Origin of the sequence: Lapidilactobacillus mulanensis, assembly GCF_003946215.1 — a bacterium.
Lineage (GTDB): Bacteria > Bacillota > Bacilli > Lactobacillales > Lactobacillaceae > Lapidilactobacillus > Lapidilactobacillus mulanensis.
Genome location: NZ_RHOW01000002.1, coordinates 1 through 17454 on the forward strand (window position 1 = coordinate 1; position 17454 = coordinate 17454).

The following is a 17454-nucleotide window of genomic DNA, read 5'->3' on the forward strand; positions in this document are numbered from 1 at the left end:
AGACGACTAACTATACCAATTTATAAGAATAGATCAGTAGTGTTGCACTTGATTTGACAATTCGGGATTTAATTTTCCTGCAAGAATGTCTCCAATTGTTCCACATCCGGATAGCCACTATTATCCCCCTCACTCTGAACAGCTAACGCGCCAACTGCATTGGCACGACGTAAGCTTTGTTCAAGTGGCAGATTTGCTAGCAGACCAGAAATAAAACCGGCCGCAAAGCCATCGCCCGCGCCGACGGTATCCACAACTTTTTCAACGTGGAAAGCATCGATCTGATAAAGCTCGTTCTTATCATTTTTCGCGAATGCACCAGTACTGCCACTTTTAACGACAACTAGTTTCGGCGTCGACATATTTAAATAAAAATCTGCAATCGTCTCTGGATCGCGACTACCCATTAATATTTGACCTTCACCAATGCCCGGCAACACGATGTCGCATTGTCCTGCCAAGTGGTTGAGCGCGCGGATCATCGAATCCCGAGACGGCCATAATGCTGGGCGAATATTAGGATCGAAAATAACCGTGACGCCCGCTTTTTTAGCATCCAAAATTAATCGCTGCACGTTCTGAAACATTGTGTGCGAAATTCCCGCAGAAATCCCGGTTAAGTGCAAAACGCGCACGCCTCTGAAATCTATTTTAGGTAAATCGGTCATTTGTAACTGACTGGCCGCTGAATTAGCTCGTGCATATTCAATTTGCGGATCGCCGTGAGTGACCCGTTCTTTGAAATAAATACCGGTGCGTGCATCTTTATTGCTGGCAATATAATCTGTCGAAATTTTCAACTGTTCTAATGAATGGCGAATGAATCGGCCGTTCGAATCATCACCCAACGCTGAAATATATGTGCCCGCGACCCCGAGTTTATTCAGACCGATCGTCACGTTTAATTCCGCTCCGGCGGGATAGCGCGTGAAATGAGTCGCCTCGTTTAAAGGAACGTCTGCCTCATCCGCCGCGTAAACCACTAATGGTTCTCCAATCGTTACAAATTCGTTCATCTATTTCACTCCATCATCATTAATTAAAGCGTATCCACTATTATTGTAGACTAAGCTATGGTCTGACGCCAGTCTAACCCTCTGTTAACAACCGACCACAAAGTTCATTGACGATGACAAAAAAGTAGCTGAACATCAACTGATTACTGCTTCGTTGATGTTCAGCTACTCATCTTCATCGGTTTTTAAAAATTATCATCGATTAATGACAGGCTGGAAACTAATTCTGGCTATTTATTTTTCTCCAGTGCTTCCCACAAACCATTCAAATACGTGATCCCTAGCGCTCGATCATATAAGCCATAACCTGGGCGACCATTTTCTCCCCAAATATTGCGGCCATGATCTGGGCGAATATAGCCGGAATAACCGCAGTCGTGCAAGGCCTTCATGATTTCGTACATATCCAGCGATCCTTCTGACGATAAGTGAGCAGATTCGTGGAAATCATATTTATCGTTCATGAATTTAATATTTCGTGCATGAATAAATGGCGCGCGATCCTTGCCGACAAATTCGCGGATGATCGCCGGTACATCATTCTTTGGATTTTCACCTAGGCTACCGGTACAAATCGTGAAGCCGTTATAACGCGATTCGTGCATTTCTTCGATGGCCAACATGTCTTCGCGATTCTTATAAATTCTCGGTAAGCCAAAGAGCGGACGTGGTGGATCATCCGGGTGCATCGCCATGCGCACGTCGCATTCTTCGCAAGTGGGAATGATCGCATCGAGGAAATATTTCAGATTTTCAGACAACTTCTGTTCATCCACGTCAGCATAAGCCTGAAATAAATGTTCGATCGTTGCCAGTCGTTCTGGTTCCCAACCAGGCAAGGTATAGCCTTCGGAATTATTTTTGACCCGATTAATAATATCTTGAGGGTCATCCGCCAATTTGTCAGCTTCAAAGCTTAAGTCATTGGAACCGTCGGCGAGTTGATAGTGGAGATCTGTTCGCAACCAATCAAAAATGGGCATGAAATTATAGCAGATAACTTTAATCCCGTACTCGGATAAATTACGGATCGTTTGTTTGTAGTTTTCGATATATTGATCCCGCGTCGGTAAGCCGATTTTAATATCATCGTGAATGTTGACCGACTCAATTACTTCCAGCTTGAGGCCAGCTGCTTGAACTTCTTGCTTCAACGCCCCAATTTTTTCTTTAGGCCAGACTTCACCGACAGGCACATCGAATAATGCGCCGACAACTTGAGTGGTGCCTGGAATCTGTCGAATATCTTGTAAGCTGATTGGATCATCGTTGGCACCATACCAGCGGAAACCCATTTTTAAGTCTGCCATTATTTATCCTCCAATGCGTTTTGAATCGTTTTGATAACCGCGCCCGGTCCAGCAATCATCTCTTGGAAATAAGTCTCAACTTGTTCGGCTAAGCCAATTTTGCATAAGTCATAACCGAAAATTTCTTTATTGCTGAGGATTGGTTGCAAAACTTCGTGTGCTTCGATTTGATCGCCTAAGCGAATATTGGCGACAACAGGCTGAAGTTCTGATAAAAGTGGATCTCGACTAGGTTCGAATTTTTCACCCTGATCGTCGATGGCCATCAGATAACGACACCAGCCGGCAAAAATCAACGGCATGGCAATCAACTGCTTCAAATCACGACCCTCATCCAAATAGTGGCGCAATGTAACGCCATAACGCACCGGAATTTTTTGTGACGTATCGCTGGCAATTCGTTGCGGCGTGTCGGGTATATTCTTGTTTGGTAAGCGTTGTTCGATTAACTGGTCGATGAAAGCTTTAGGATCGATAATCTTAGGATCTTTGACAACGGGTAGATCTTCCTGATAGCCCAATTGTTTGATCAGCGCCACCAGAATCGGATTTTCCATTTCCGCGGCGATTGAATCATAACCTAATAAACTGCCGAAGATAGCTAGCGCTGTGTGCAATGGATTCAGACAGGCAGTCACCTTCATTTGATCCGCATCATTAACGGTTTCTCGGTCGGTTAAAATCACACCGGCTTTTTCTAACGGTGGTCGGCCATTGGGGAAGGCATCTTCGATCACTAAGTAATGTGTCTCTTCAGTATTCCCAAATGGCGCGATGTTGGTATGCTTTTCGGTATGCACGATCGTCGTATCTTCAAATCCAGTTGCTGCCAGCTGTTCGGCGACATTTTCAGCAGGATTAGGCGTGATGCGATCGATCATTGACCATGGGAAGCTCACTCTGGTGGCGTCTTGTAAATAGTCCAAAAATTCGGCAGTAACCAATTGATGATCAAGCCAACCCCGCGCAATCGTTAAAATACCGTCTTGGAAACGTTGACCATTCTCTGAAAAATTATCTGTACTGACCATCGCGATCGGATAAGCCCCTGCGTTATAACGCGCTAATAATAACCGCGCAATCGCGCCCATATTCGTGCTAGCTTGCTCGGGGTCGCCGGCAATATCGGCTTTTGCTGCCGCAGATAATTCACCATGAATGTCTGTCAGTTGATACCCTTTTTCGGTGATCGACATCGTGACCATCTGCAACGAAGGCTGTTCGAAAATCTCACGCAGTTGTTGCCAACCCACAGGATTTTGTCGGCTGTAATAAAGACTGTCCGCCACACTGGCAATCAACGTTTTTTCGTAACTACCATCTTGTTTCATCACCACTTGTAGCATCCGATTTTGAAATGGGTAATAAATTTGATCGATCACGCCATCATCATAAGTCTCGGCGACAACGACACCAGATTTCAGGGCGCCTTCGTTCAATAAATCTTGGGCAATCTTCGCGTGGAAGCAGCGGAATAAATTACCACCACCGAAATGCACCCAAATTGGCGCTTTTTTTGTTTCCGCAATCATTTCTACCTGTGAAAATTTAGGTAGTTCAATATTTTCTGCTGTAAATTTTGTGGGATCAGTTAAATAGTCATCGGTTAGTTTGACCATGTTTTTTTATTCAACTCCTGTTATAATTAAAATATTAATATATCAGTTTACTCGTTTAGTGTAAGCCTTTTATCAAAAATGTCAATGACTTAAGCTGTTTTTCAACGCGGTCTTTATCTTGGCGCACATTTAGCTTACTATAAACAATGTAGCTGATTATTTTATCGCAACAACTAAATCATTCGAAAATGAAGTGACCCTGATGGCACAACCCGAAAATTATCAAGACGAAGCCTATGCACGCATCAAAAAAATGATCATCACGCTAGAACTGCGGCCCGGTCAGCGAATCACAACCAAGGAACTCCAAACCAAATTAGCCATTGGCACAACGCCGGTGCGCGAAGCCATTATTCGGCTACGACGTGAAGGCCTATTTTTGGTGATCCCTCAAAGTGGCACCTATGTTTCCAAAATCAATCTAGATGAAGTTTACCAAGCGCGTTACGTTCGAGAAAATTTGGAGAGTCTGATTTTCCAAGACGCCGCGAAAGTCATTACCCCTGCGCAAATCGCCGAGTTAGAACAGAATTTACAATTACAGGCGATTTATCTGCAGGCCAAAAATTACGATCAATTTTTCAGTCTGGACGAGCAATTTCATGAATATTTTTACGAGATCAGCAACAAGAAATTCGTCTGGAACTGGCTGCAATTATTGAACGCGCAATTTAATCGTTTCCGTTATTTGCGCTTGGAAATCAGCGGGCTGAATTGGAATGAAATCTATACGCAACATCAAGCCTTGATCGAAGCGTTGAAGGAAAATGATCCCAAAGCACTGAAAAAAATGGTCAAATCACATTTGCATTTAGTCGATTCAGATGTGAAAGTCGTTTTAGAAGCTGTGCCTGAATATTTCGAACCGGAAACGACCACGCACTAAAAAAGCTCAGCAAATTTAAAAGTGGCATCCTTATTTAACCAACTAGTTAAACAGGAATGCCACTTTTTTAATTTATTGTTCTGGTGCCTGTTCCCAAATTCTGTCATAAAGACGTGCGCTAGTAATGGTCAGCTGATGTGGTACCACGGGACTTTCTAATTTGCCTGCGCGCACACAGCGAATCACTTCTTCGATCTCATAAGTGAAGCCGTTTTTCGTCACGGTATCTTGATAATGCTCGATTAATTGGCCCGCCGCATCATACAAGAACGCTTCGGTGGCGCCGTTGGCATTCGGGATCACAATTTTGCCACCGTCTCCATAAATAACGAATTGATTGCCTAACGCGGCGACGAAACTGGTCGTCATCGTGGCCAGATACGTACTGTAATGCAAAACAACATGATCGGTTATATCGACGCCATAACGCCAATTCGCGGTCGCATCGACATGATTATATTCATTGCCCAGCAACATCGTGGTCAAATCAAATGGATAAACCGTCAAATCAAAGGTCGCGCCACCACCGAGTTGTGGATCAAAGAAGCGATTATGCGGATCCTGCGCCACAATATTGCCGAGTTTAAAATCGCCCACACTAATACGCCCGATTTTGCCTTCGGTCAGCCAGCGCAGCGCTTGACGATAAGTCGGCAAGAATTTACTCCACATGGCTTCCATGACGAACACTTTTTCATCGCGCGCATGATCTAGCGCCGAGATGGCTTCCGTGCTGGTCATAAACGCGGCCTTCTCACACAAAACCGGAACTTTATATTTGATACACAGCTGCACCAATCGATAATGAACATCGGTTGTGGTCGCAATGTAGACAGCGTCCAGGTATTGATTGGCGAGCATTGTTTCGAATTCATCGTAAACTTTTTCAATGTGATATTTTTCGGCGAAAACTTTTGCCTTCTCGACTGTGCGATTGGAAACCGCGGTGATTTCGCAATTATCGATCAGCTGGACTGCATCGGCAAACTTGGCCGCGATGCCGCCGGTTCCCATGATGCCGAATTTGAATGTTGCCATATTGATTTCTCCCTTGACGTGTTGAATTAATGACTGGTTGTTCTAAGTCTATCTTATACCAATTCCTGAATAAATGTATACGCTTTACAAAAATTGTACTGTGCTGGAAAAAAGGATTGTGGGTGATGGCAGTATGAATTTGCTCCAGAGAATGAACAGCACACTCGTGGGGACGGCTGCAGGATTTTGGAAGCCCATCAAAATTCTTCCGCCTAAATTTGGAGCTCTTGCCAAAATCGCAAGATCTCCGAATTTCCCATGCTCTAAGCGACGGTGGACCATGTCGCTAAGACCATTATCACAGTGTGCTGTTCATTCTCTTCCGCAAATTCTGTGGGTCTATTCTAGCAAACAGATTTAAATTCTGAACTGGACTTTCACCCGTGTAAGCCTTTTTTAAGCAACATATATATTTAGTGGTAAAATATCAAACGTGATTATATTTCTCGCAGTAAAGTTGTCGACTATGAAATAAAATCATGCACCCAAACCCAGTTTTTTCGAGTTCACCACTAACCTAATTCCAGTTTAGGTCGCGGCTGCGTGGGGCAAGTGACGACACTGTGAAACTGCTGTTGCGACAGATTCATCGTCGCTTACAGCAGGGGCGCATTTCGAGATTTTTATCAGGAGCCGGGTTTAGCGACTGAGAAAAATCTCGAAATCGAGGTGGAAGACTTTCCCCAGAACTTAGGGGAAAGCCTGGAACCGTCCCCACAGTCCGCCGTCACTTGCCCCACGCAGCCACGACCGAAGGTAGTCAAAATATTTCAAAAAGACAGACCAAAATCCATTAATGGATTCCAGTCTGCCTTGAAATTATTTACTATTTTTAAATCAATCGTGCGCCAATCTCAACATATCATACTGCGATTGATAGAGTTTATAGTACAACCCCCGCGCAGCCATTAATTCATCATGCGTCCCGTGCTCGGCGATTTTACCGCCATCGACGTAGAAAATCTGATCGCAATTTTTAATTGTGGACAAGCGATGGGCGATGATAAATGAAGTGCGTCCTTCTAACAACGCCAACAATCCAGATTGCAATAATTCTTCCGTCCGTGTATCGATACTCGAAGTGGCTTCATCCAAGATCAGAATTCGCGGATCTGCAAGCAAGACACGCGCAAAGGCGATCAATTGACGCTGACCAGCGGATAAAGTGCTCCCGCGTTCTTCAACAACGGTGTCATAACCATTCTTCAACTCACTGATGAAATCATCGGCGCGGACAACTTTCGCGGCCGCAACGACTTCTTCGTCGGTGGCATCCAGCTTCCCATAGCGAATGTTCTCCATGATCGTCCCTGAGAAAATAAAGGTATCTTGGAGCATGACCCCCATTTGTCGACGTAAAGAGGCCAAGGTGACATCCTGAACGTTGTGCCCATCAATAGACACCTCACCTTCATTAACGTCGTAGAAGCGGCTTAGGAGGTTAATAACGGTCGTTTTACCCGCACCGGTCGGTCCAACTAAGGCGACCGACTGACCATGGTCCACGTGGAAGTTAACGTCTTTCAGAATATCCTTGCCAGGTTCGTAACGGAAAGTCACATCTTTAAACGTGATGTTCCCTTCGATTTGTGGCAATGGCTTAGCACCGGGATGATCAACGATCTCTGGCTTTTCATCCAAAGTTTCGAAAATCCGTTCCAGATAAGCCGTTGCGGTGATCAACGAGTTATAAAAGTTCCCAATATTGATCACTGGGTTCCAGAAGTTATTAACGTAGCCAATGAACGCGATCAGCGTCCCGGTACTAACTTCGACGCCGATTTGACGAATACCGACAAAATAAATCAGACACATCGTGATCACGGAAATATTCTGCACGCCTGGCCATAATAAGAACTGAATTTTAACGGCATGCATCCAGGTGCGGCGATTATCTTCGTTAGTTTCGTCGAAGATCCGGAAATTTTCCTGCTCACGTGCAAATGATTGGGTCACTTTGATTCCCGCGATACTTTCGTGAATATAGGCGTTTAAATTCGATTGTTTATTACTCAGCGTCTGATAAGCACGGCGTTGTTTAGACTGGATCACCATGACCATCACGATCAAAATCGGAATCAATGCCAGACTATACAAAGTGAGTTTCGCATTGATGGCAAACATGAAGATCAGCGTGATCACCACGTTGAAAATATCGGAGATCAAGTTGACCAACCCGTTACTCAACAAGTCGCTTAAAGTATTGATATAATTGACGACCCGGATCAAAATTTTCCCGTGTGGCCGACTGTCGAAGTAAGAAAAGGACAGTTTTTGCAAGTGTTGGAAGATATCAAGTCGCATGTCCTTCAAAACATCTTGGCCTAATTCAGTAATGTGGTAAATCCGGTAGCGCATGCACCACCCGATGAAAAACAGCGAGAGCGTAAATAGAATTCCGATGAGCCATAAGCCGGATAGGTTCTTGTTGGGGATGATCGAATCAATGGTGATCTTGGTAAAATAGGGGCCTAACATGCCGGCAACATTGGCCAAGATGATCACGATCAAAATTTGATAGATTTTTTTCATGTAGGGCTTGATATAACGTGCGAGTCGCGCATAATCATACCAGTTGAATTGTTCGGTTAACTCTTCATCAACATCAGATTTATTCCGTTGTGCCAACTTGCTCCCCCTTTTCTAATCCCAATTGTTTCTGGAAGACTTCGTAATATTTGCCTTGTTTTGCCATCAATTCTTCGTGCGTTCCCGATTCGACCACGTGGCCTTTTTCCAGCAATAGGATCAAGTCGGCATCGCGCACCGACGAAATCCGGTTGGCGATGATAAAAGTGGTTCGTTTCGTGGTCAATCCGTCTAACTCATGCTGGATCTTCGTTTCTGTTTCCATATCAACGGCAGAAGTGGTATCGTCCAAAATTAAAATCGACGGATCTTTCGCCAAAGCACGCGCTAAACTGATCCGTTGCTTCTGACCACCGGACAAACCGACCCCACGCTCGCCGACGATCGTGTCGTAACCATTCGGCATTTTCATGATAAAATTATCGGCATCGGCAACACGCGCAACCGATTCAACATATTCCGAGTCCAAATCTGGACGCCCGAAAGAAATATTGTCAGAAATCGTATTCGAAAACAGGAAGACATCCTGCATAACCATGGCAATATTGTCCCGCAATTGGCGAATCGGATACTCGCGAGCGTTTTTGTCATCGATCATCACGGTTCCGGAAGTTGGATCGTAGAAACGACCGATCAAGTTGACCAAAGTCGTTTTACCAGAACCGGTTTCGCCAATGATACCGACGGTTTGACCCGCTTGTGCCGCAAAAGAAACATCGGACAAAACCGGATGTTCTGGATCATCTGAGAAATTAAAGCTGACGTGATCGAAGACGATTTTGCCTTGAACACGCAATGGTTTCTGGCCCAGTTGAACTTCGATGCTTGGTTTAGCCGCTAACATTTGCCGAATTTTCACGCAAGACGCAGAGAAACGTTCCACATCATTGATCAGCCAACCACTCATCCGCATCGGCTGGTTCAGCATCCACAAGTAACCGTTGAAGACCACCAAATCACCCAGGGTCATCTGACCTTTGATCACCAAATAACCACCAAAAATCAAGGCGATCACGCTCAAACTATTCGCGGTCCCATCTTGCCACGGCAAGTAAGTCTTAGAAACGTTGGCAGCATCCATATTGCGCTGCTTATAATCTTCGTTGTGCTCGTTGAATTTTTTAATTTCGAAATCTTCACGAACAAACGCTTTAACGACACGATTGCCGCTAATATTTTCCTCGACCATTGAATTCAATCGCGAAAAACTCTGACGGATCTGGAAGAAGACTGGATGTTGCGCCTTGGCCATTAGTCGCGTCAAAATAAAAATCAACGGCGTCACTGCGACCAATGCCAAAGTCAGTTGCCAACTGATCGTCATCATCACAATAATCGAAACCACAAAATAAAACACACATTCAAGCACTTGGTAGCTCACCCAAGAAATAAAATGACGAATGGCATCCGTGTCCCCAGTCATACGCGTCATGATATCGCCGACCCGCGTGTGATTGAAGAAATCAAAATCCAATTCCTGCAACTTGCGATACATATCCTCGCGCAGATCGAACAACGCATTTTGCCCAGTCTGCTCAAAAATAAGCTGATAAATATAGCGGGTGATCGTCCGCACAACAGTCACGCCGATCATTAACAATAATAGCGGGATCAATAAATTATCCTGATGGCCATCGATCACCTGGTCGACGATTTGCCCCATCACATACGGATTGATCAGGATCAATGCGGTACTGATCAAGAAGAAAATTACCGCGACCCATAATTTGTTGCGGTTGGTTTTGACATATTGCCAAATCCATTGAAAATTGCTCATTTCATACCCCTTTACTCAACTGAAAATTTTGGATCCGTTAATTTTCGCGCCAATAAAATACGGTTTGATCTACAAGAGACTATTATCTCTGTTTTCAGGCAGATTAAAATGGTGAATTCTCACAAAAAACATGTACAATGTTATTTGTGGAACCGTTTTAAATTTTGCGTTCTTGAAAAATAATCTACCTGCGGTCGAAAGTGCTGGGGCAGGCGGGGCTGTGGCTGTGGGACCGCTCTCCGCTTTGAGCCTCGGAAAAAACGCCTCTCAAATACGATCCACCATGTAAGGCGGGCAAAAACGGCCCACCAACATGGTTGTCACTGCCACAACTGCCTGCCCCAGCACTTTCGACCTAAACTTAATTTAGTTGAGCGTAGGATTTGACTAACAGGGTTCCTGGAAGTTGATTCTCAAGGTTGCCTTTAATCCAAATAACAAAATAAAAATTGTGATGAATTTCAAATCTGCGCAAAATAACACACGACCAATTTTAAAATAGGCGCCGATTAGGCTGAAAATTGATCAAAATAGCTTTTTCAACTGTACTTGCACTTATTTTAAAATTGGTCGTGTGTCTAAATTGGTAATTTCCGTTTTGCGCATCAAAAATTTAGAAAGCTAAATTAAATACACAACGTTAAAAATATCGAGCTCTTCTGAATAGACTAGGCGAAATTTGTGGTGGGAACTGGGACTGCAGTGGTATTTCTGTTAACGAACGGTCTTGGTGAGTTTACAGAAAGGGGAAATTTGAGATCCGACGGTTTTTCGGAGCTCAAATTTTAGGCGGAAAACTTTTGGCGTATTTCCAAAAGCTTGCAGCCGTCCCCACAGCAGTTTCCCGGTTCCCACGACAAATTTCGCCGGAACCGCACAAAATTATTTTTCCAAACCTCAAAGGAGATCCCTCATGAGTTTTACAGATGCTAAAACTTTCAACCCAGACATTCTCTACGCCTTCGACCCGTGGAACAAGACCGAAAGCCAACACGAACGCCACTCACACGATTTTCTAGAAATCAGTATCATGCTCGAAGGCCAAGCCACCTACTGGTTCGACAATCACTGGTCAGAAATCCAATCCGGGCAAATCCTCGTCTTTAATCCCGGCGTTCAACATGCCGAACATCAGAAAAAAGACACCTATTCCCACCAATTACACATCGGCATCAGCAATATTGCCTTGCACGACTTATCTCGCAATCATTTACCGAACAAGGCGCCTAAACTCGAGATCGGTGAATATCAATACAAAATTATCGACAAGGCTTGGCAGCTCGTCAATGAACTCAGTCATCAAGAGAGCGATTATCGACTGCTAGGTAAAGCAATCATCATCGAAATTTTAGTTAATATTCTTCGCGGGTTGGCTGTTCGCCCCGAAAATTCGGAGAAGCCGTTTATTTCTAACACCGAAAAAAGGCAGAATCAACTCGTGACCAACGTGATTTATTACTTGGATAATCATTACACCGAGGATATCACCCTCGAACAACTGGCTCGCGAAAATTATGTCAGTCCGGCGTATTTGTCGAAGACTTTCAAGGACGCCACCAATATGAGTCCGATCAATTATCTGATCCAGACGCGTTTAAAGAACGCCCACGAATTATTGAAGGATGAAGACACCACCGTTAAACAGATCGCGTCGGCGGTCGGTTACGAAGATGCCTACCATTTCAGTAAATTATTCAAGAAATATTACGGGATCTCTCCTTCAAAAGTCGATGAAAAATAAATCAATGAAGCCAGATATAATTCAGACTGCAGTCGGTTGTTCCGCGACTGCTTTTTTGCTATAGTGAAACATATGTTCTCTATTCATCATTTGGTTTCTTTGAGAGCAGCTTTAGTTAAGGAGTTTTTGTATGCGTAAATTTCGTTATGCGGCATCTTTTTTATATTTGATCATCTGGATCGTCTATCTTTTCGCCCGCAAATATTTACTGCTCAACCAGCAGAATATTGTTAAAGCCTGGCTGATTATCGGTGGTTTGTTGCTACTTATTTGGTGGTTAATTTTCGCCTACCTGCACTTTTTCAGTTTCAAGCGAACTACTTTACGCCAGATCGATAAAATGGACGGCCTCGATTTTGAAAAGTACGCCGCAGAATTGCTGGAGAAAAGTGGCTTCGAAAACGTCGAGGTGACCCCCGCAACCCGTGATCAGGGCGTCGATATTAAGGCCGAGCTCAAGCAAGAAACGTACGGTTTTCAGTGTAAACGATATGATCACCCCGTCGATAATAGCGCCGTCCAAGAAATTTATACCGGCTGTGCCTTCTATCATTTGCAAAATCCGGTCGTGATCACCAATACGAAATTCACGTCGGGCGCACAGGAATTAGCGCATGGTGTCGGCGTCGAACTCGTTGACCGGGAAATTTTAACACAATGGCTTGAAAAAATTAAAACTAGAAAAGCAAATTCAGCCCACTAAAAAACCAACGACAGTTACAAAATGTCGTTGGTTTTTAAATCTTAATGATTATAAGCATTGAACAATTCACCCACTGTCACACCCGCGAATTGACGCTGAGGCTGACCGTCGAGCAAAACTTCGTCGATTCGATAATAATCCTCGAGATCGGGCACTTCCAATTGCTGGACCGCAACGAAATCTGTCGGTGACTTGTACTGAATTGAGCGCGCTTCTTGACCTTCATGATACTTAATTTCGAGCATATGATCTCCCCTTTTCTTAATGCAAGCTAATCATAAGCCCTCATTCTGAAAAAGTCGACTAATTAGACAGCGCGACGTGCAATTAGTTTAACGCTTAAGAAAAATGTCGTTCGATGGCGGCTTCGATCAGTGGCGCGTACCATTTCGCGTAACCTTCTGCGTTCAAATGAGTGCCATCTCCATCACGATCGGATCCCTCACCGTTGTACGAATAATCAGCGGCCATTTGCGCGATGTTCGTGTTGATACCGCCATCGCGATAAACGTCGACCACATCGATCGACCACTTTTGACAAACTGCCAGCGCCAAATCGTGCATCTGATCTTGTAAGGCCAACGGATTATTGGCGATGTGGTGATTCGCCACGTACAAAATTTGGGTATGCGGATATTTCTGCCGAAATTGGGCACACGCATTTTCGAACGCGCCATAAGGTGTGGTCAGATCATAACCGCCGCGATACGAATCGGTCAACTGACCAATGGGATCGAGCCGCAACCCGATCGATGCGTCGTTGACCAAGCCATCGAAACAAATTAAGGCAGGCGCCTCAGCTGGTGCGAGTTTGATTTGCGCGGCGACGTCGGGGATCTGATTATCGCTGGCATAACTATGATCGTTCGGCTGCGTCGGCATGATTGTCGCGCCGTTGACCGCATATTTTTCCAGGATCATGCCTTCATTTGCGGCTGCCTGATCGATCATGCCGACTTTTAGGGTGTGTCCTTTGACTAATGAATCGCCGAACGCGTATATTTTTTGCCCGGCTAATTGTGCGAGTGTCATGATGAATTAAACCTCTTTTTTTATTTTTAAATTTGCTTGAAAATTTTATCTACCTCCGGCAGAAGTTGCTCCAGAAAATAGTGGGAGTTGCTGTGGGGACGGCTGCAGGATTTCCAAAAACCGGAAATTCTTCCGCCTAAAATGTGAGCTCCTGAAAACCACAGGATCTCACATTTTCTCTTTCTGTAAATTCGCCAAAACCGCTCATTAACAGAAATACCACTGCAATCCCACTATTTTCTTCCGCAACTTCTGCCTAAACTTATTTCGTCTAGGCTAGGATCTGAATAACAGGGTTCCTCAAACTTGATTGACATTGTGGTCTTTACTCAGAATAGCTCGTCAATAAAGTCTGAACGGTAATCAAGTCCGCCTTTCGTCCTCTACAAAAAACGGTTGCGGTACAAACCAGTCGCACAGGACTAGCCGTTGACTGGAGTCAGCACTATAAAACTGCCGAGATGAGTCAGGACGCGGAAGAAAAAGTTGCGCCTCGCAGTGAAATTGTTCTTGCGGGACCAAATTATTTCCTAAATGTTCTCGGATATGTTGCGCAATAATGCAGTCATCCGCCAAACCCAAGTCCCGCTAGAACAAGGGTGATCTTCAAGACTTTTGTGGGCTTGAAAAGGCTTGAAGTCATCCCCACAGCGAGGCGCAACTATTTTCTGGAGCGTTCTGACGGAACCAAACAAACTCCTACCACACGCAAACAAAGCCTTCAAGCATCAGTTTGAAGTTTTAAAATCCAACCTCACGCAAACAAAACCTTCAAATTCCCAGCACTTAAACTACTTACCCCTTAAATTCTACAACAAATCACCAAAAATAGTGCAAAAAAAATCATCCAACTGAATGGATGATTTTTTCGATAATTGGCATAGTGCCAGTTGGAACCATTTTATTAGCTAGGGTTAGCTTTATGTTTGGAAACAGCGCTATTAATGCTGCTGGCTAGAGTTTCTTATCGATCAGCCACTGATGTTGCTCGCTCATGAAGTTGACTGCAAAGACGCAACAGAAAACAAGTAGAACGATCGTCCATGCTGTACTCATGTGTGGGAAAATCAGCTTAGGAATGATGACGACTAGAAATGCGGCCGCCGCCCAAATCCAGCGGTTGATTTTGACCCCACGTTTCTTGAGTGATTTTAACATGAAGTTGCTGGCAATCAACAACGCAACGAAAAAGATAAAAACCAATAACCAATACAGCATTTTTAACACCTCAATAATTGTGAAATTTAGTGATTGTTAAATCTTGTTCGAACTAATTAGGCATTTGCAGGTGCAGAAGCGTCGTCATCAGAAGTACCCTTCATGATTTCTTCGTCTGTCTTGCCTGCTTCTTGCTCAAGCATATGTTTGTCATAAGCTTTAACAAATGGGTAGTAGATGATCGTTGCAATCGCCATGTTGATGAAGATCAGGACAACTACACGCCAGTCGTTACCGGCTGAGAGGTAACCACCAATTGGTGCAGGCAACGTCCATGCAGGGATCGTACTGAATCCATTGACTAATCCGCCTTTGACCGCGAAGTAACTAATTGTTGTTAAGATCAATGGTACAACGTTGAACGGAATAAACATGTATGGGTTCAACATCATTGGCGCACCGAAGATCATTGGTTCGTTAATGTTGAAGATACCAGGAACGATCGAGAAACGTCCAACTTCTTTTAAGAACTTAGATTTGCAGACGGTTAAGAATAAAATTGCAACAACTAAAGTTGCACCGGCACCACCAATTGTAACTGTCCACTGGAATAATTGTTCAGGGGCAATATTTGGTAAGTTAGTTGCAGCAGTACCTGATGCTAAAGCCTTGCCGTTTTCATCCAACATGATCAACCACATTGGGCGAACTAATGAACCGACAATACTCATCCCATGAATACCAAATGACCATAAGAAATGGATCAAGAACATTGGTAACAAGGCGCCAAACAAGTTATTGCCTAAGATATTGGTTAATGGCTTGAAGAGCATCAACAAAGCGGCATTCAAGTCAAATCCAGCGATGTCACGAACGATCCAAACTGCAGTGATGATCACAAAACCAGGGATCAAAGCTTCGAATGAACGCGCAACTGCAGGTGGAACTTGTTCAGGCATCTTGATCGTGACGTTGTGAGTCTTGAAGAAACGATAGACTTCAACGGCGAAGATCATTGAGACGATACCAGTAAACATACCTGAAGCACCAGTATAAGTCATTGGTAAAACGAAACCAAGTGGTGCTGACTTAGGTGTTGTAATGTTAACTGGAACTTGGAACATGAAGAATGTTCCTAATGATAAAATACCACCAGTCACACTATCCAATTTGTAAGACTTGGCCAAGTCGGCACCCATGACGAATGTGGCGTAGATTGCCATCAAACCCATGGTCATCCGATATGGTAAAACAATAATATTTGAATATGGTGCTAAAGCAGCTTTCCAAGCATCAACCGGCAAGTTGATGAAGACCATGAAAAACGTACCAATTAAAATCAATGAAAGTGAAGAAACAACCCCGTTACGAATGGCTAGCAGGTGACGTTGCGTCCCGATCTTTGCCATTGGTGGTACCAGTTTTTCTTCAACCCATTTCATGATTTTATCCATGAAAATCACTCCTCCCAAAAAGGTCACATAATAATTGCAAACTGCATTCAGACGTGTATCCGCCTTCACGAGTTATTATAACATGTTGAAATTAAATTTCAACATATTCTTCGAAAAATATTTTATATTGAGCTTATTTTTTATCAAAAAATAAGAAATCCGGTTCAAAAATGAAACCGACCTATTCCCAATTAACGCACTTGGAAGTGGTTTTATAGCTGAAACGTCCTACTGAAATTTTATTTCAGTAAACTCTGTTTATAATCGCGCACAACTTTAGACGACGTGTCCAAAGCCTTGGCACTTTTATCGAAACTCTTGCTGACGAAGAAGTAGAAAATAATATCGATCAACATAAACTGCGCCAGCAACGAGTTCGTCGCGGCAATTCGGTTCGGGCTTTCCATCGGCTGCGAAGTATGCACAGAAATATCCGACAGCTTGGCCAAACTATTATTACCAAAACGCGTCAACGAAACAACTTGGACGCCATTTTTTTTGGCGGTTTGCGCGGCAAGTAAAACTTCTGGAGACTCCCCTGAGTTCGAGATGATCCACAAAACATCGTTCTTACCAGCATTGACCACCTTAGGCAACAACGCGTTTAAATCATTATCGGCGACGGTTGGATAACCAATTCGATTCCACTTCTGCGAAATATTTTCCACCGCCAAGTATGAAGCCCCAATACCAAAAACAAATAGTCGTTGCGAATGAATGATCGCGCTGACTAAGTGATTGACTTCATCCTCGTTGACTTGATCTGTCGTTTCGCGAATCGATTGCAACGCGCTGGATAGCAGTTTTTCTTTGATCGAGCTGAGCTGTTCATTCTTGGTAATATCGGCGTTGTCTTTAGGATCGGACCGATTCTTGGTCAGATCTGAGGATAACAAGATTTTTAACGTGGTGAAACTATCGATATCCAGGCGTTTCGTCAACCGAATAACCGAGGCCGGGCTTGAATTTGATGCCTTCGATAATTGCTTAATGGTCATCTTCAACACTTGTTGCTGATGTTTCAAAATATAATCAGCGACCTTTGCCTCGGCATCTGACAACTCGTTCTTTGCATTTAAAATACGACCACGAACAGACATGAATTTACCTCCTTAGTTGAGCTACCAGATC

At 43.9% G+C, this 17454-nt stretch carries 14 protein-coding genes; 3 read left to right on the forward strand and 11 right to left on the reverse strand.

Annotated elements, in window-relative coordinates:
- Nucleotides 1–68: 68 nt before the first annotated feature.
- The 3 genes from EKM67_RS00670 to EKM67_RS00680 form a co-directional block, all read right to left on the reverse strand.
- A complete protein-coding gene (locus EKM67_RS00670) occupies nucleotides 69–1016 on the reverse strand; it encodes a sugar kinase (protein ID WP_125576252.1) in 948 nt (315 codons plus the stop codon).
- 230 nt (nucleotides 1017–1246) lie between these two features.
- Nucleotides 1247–2326 (reverse strand): mannonate dehydratase, encoded by a 1080-nt coding sequence (gene uxuA / locus EKM67_RS00675; protein WP_125576254.1) that lies wholly within the window; start codon nucleotides 2324–2326, stop codon nucleotides 1247–1249.
- Entirely contained in the window at nucleotides 2326–3945 is a 1620-nt protein-coding gene (locus EKM67_RS00680) for a mannitol dehydrogenase family protein (RefSeq protein WP_125576256.1), read from the reverse strand. Before EKM67_RS00680 ends, uxuA begins: the two co-directional genes overlap by 1 nt.
- Nucleotides 3946–4147: 202 nt before the next feature.
- Between EKM67_RS00680 and EKM67_RS00685 the strand changes: the two genes are divergently transcribed.
- On the forward strand, nucleotides 4148–4831 hold the full coding sequence (locus tag EKM67_RS00685) for a GntR family transcriptional regulator (RefSeq protein ID WP_125576258.1): 684 nt from the start codon (nucleotides 4148–4150) through the stop codon (nucleotides 4829–4831).
- Between the two features lie 72 nt (nucleotides 4832–4903).
- Here the strand turns inward: EKM67_RS00685 and EKM67_RS00690 are convergent, their stop codons facing one another.
- From EKM67_RS00690 to EKM67_RS00700, 3 genes are all read right to left on the reverse strand, one after another.
- Nucleotides 4904–5869, reverse strand: a complete 966-nt coding sequence (locus tag EKM67_RS00690; RefSeq protein ID WP_125576260.1) for a Gfo/Idh/MocA family protein — start codon at nucleotides 5867–5869, stop codon at nucleotides 4904–4906.
- Nucleotides 5870–6706: 837 nt separating this feature from the next.
- Nucleotides 6707–8497, reverse strand: a complete 1791-nt coding sequence (locus tag EKM67_RS00695) for an ABC transporter ATP-binding protein (RefSeq protein ID WP_225417256.1) — start codon at nucleotides 8495–8497, stop codon at nucleotides 6707–6709.
- The gene (locus EKM67_RS00700; protein WP_125576261.1) at nucleotides 8481–10235 is read right to left on the reverse strand and encodes an ABC transporter ATP-binding protein; all 1755 of its coding nucleotides are present in this window, start codon (nucleotides 10233–10235) and stop codon (nucleotides 8481–8483) included. Before EKM67_RS00700 ends, EKM67_RS00695 begins: the two co-directional genes overlap by 17 nt.
- A gap of 913 nt (nucleotides 10236–11148) precedes the next feature.
- Between EKM67_RS00700 and EKM67_RS00705 the strand changes: the two genes are divergently transcribed.
- Both EKM67_RS00705 and EKM67_RS00710 read left to right on the forward strand, forming a co-directional pair.
- On the forward strand, nucleotides 11149–11976 hold the full coding sequence (locus EKM67_RS00705) for an AraC family transcriptional regulator (RefSeq protein WP_125576263.1): 828 nt from the start codon (nucleotides 11149–11151) through the stop codon (nucleotides 11974–11976).
- Between the two features lie 130 nt (nucleotides 11977–12106).
- A complete protein-coding gene (locus EKM67_RS00710; protein WP_125576265.1) occupies nucleotides 12107–12679 on the forward strand; it encodes a restriction endonuclease in 573 nt (190 codons plus the stop codon).
- A 41-nt stretch (nucleotides 12680–12720) separates the two neighbouring features.
- Here the strand turns inward: EKM67_RS00710 and EKM67_RS00715 are convergent, their stop codons facing one another.
- From EKM67_RS00715 to EKM67_RS00735, 5 genes are all read right to left on the reverse strand, one after another.
- Entirely contained in the window at nucleotides 12721–12924 is a 204-nt protein-coding gene (locus tag EKM67_RS00715; protein WP_125576267.1) for a hypothetical protein, read from the reverse strand.
- A 94-nt stretch (nucleotides 12925–13018) separates the two neighbouring features.
- The gene (locus EKM67_RS00720; protein ID WP_125576269.1) at nucleotides 13019–13711 is read right to left on the reverse strand and encodes an SGNH/GDSL hydrolase family protein; all 693 of its coding nucleotides are present in this window, start codon (nucleotides 13709–13711) and stop codon (nucleotides 13019–13021) included.
- Nucleotides 13712–14665: 954 nt separating this feature from the next.
- On the reverse strand, nucleotides 14666–14929 hold the full coding sequence (locus EKM67_RS00725) for a diacylglycerol kinase (protein ID WP_225417257.1): 264 nt from the start codon (nucleotides 14927–14929) through the stop codon (nucleotides 14666–14668).
- A gap of 56 nt (nucleotides 14930–14985) precedes the next feature.
- A complete protein-coding gene (locus EKM67_RS00730; RefSeq protein ID WP_125576271.1) occupies nucleotides 14986–16323 on the reverse strand; it encodes a PTS sugar transporter subunit IIC in 1338 nt (445 codons plus the stop codon).
- Nucleotides 16324–16562: 239 nt separating this feature from the next.
- Complete coding sequence (locus EKM67_RS00735) at nucleotides 16563–17423, reverse strand: MurR/RpiR family transcriptional regulator (protein WP_125576273.1); 861 nt, start codon at nucleotides 17421–17423, stop codon at nucleotides 16563–16565.
- Nucleotides 17424–17454: the final 31 nt, after the last annotated feature.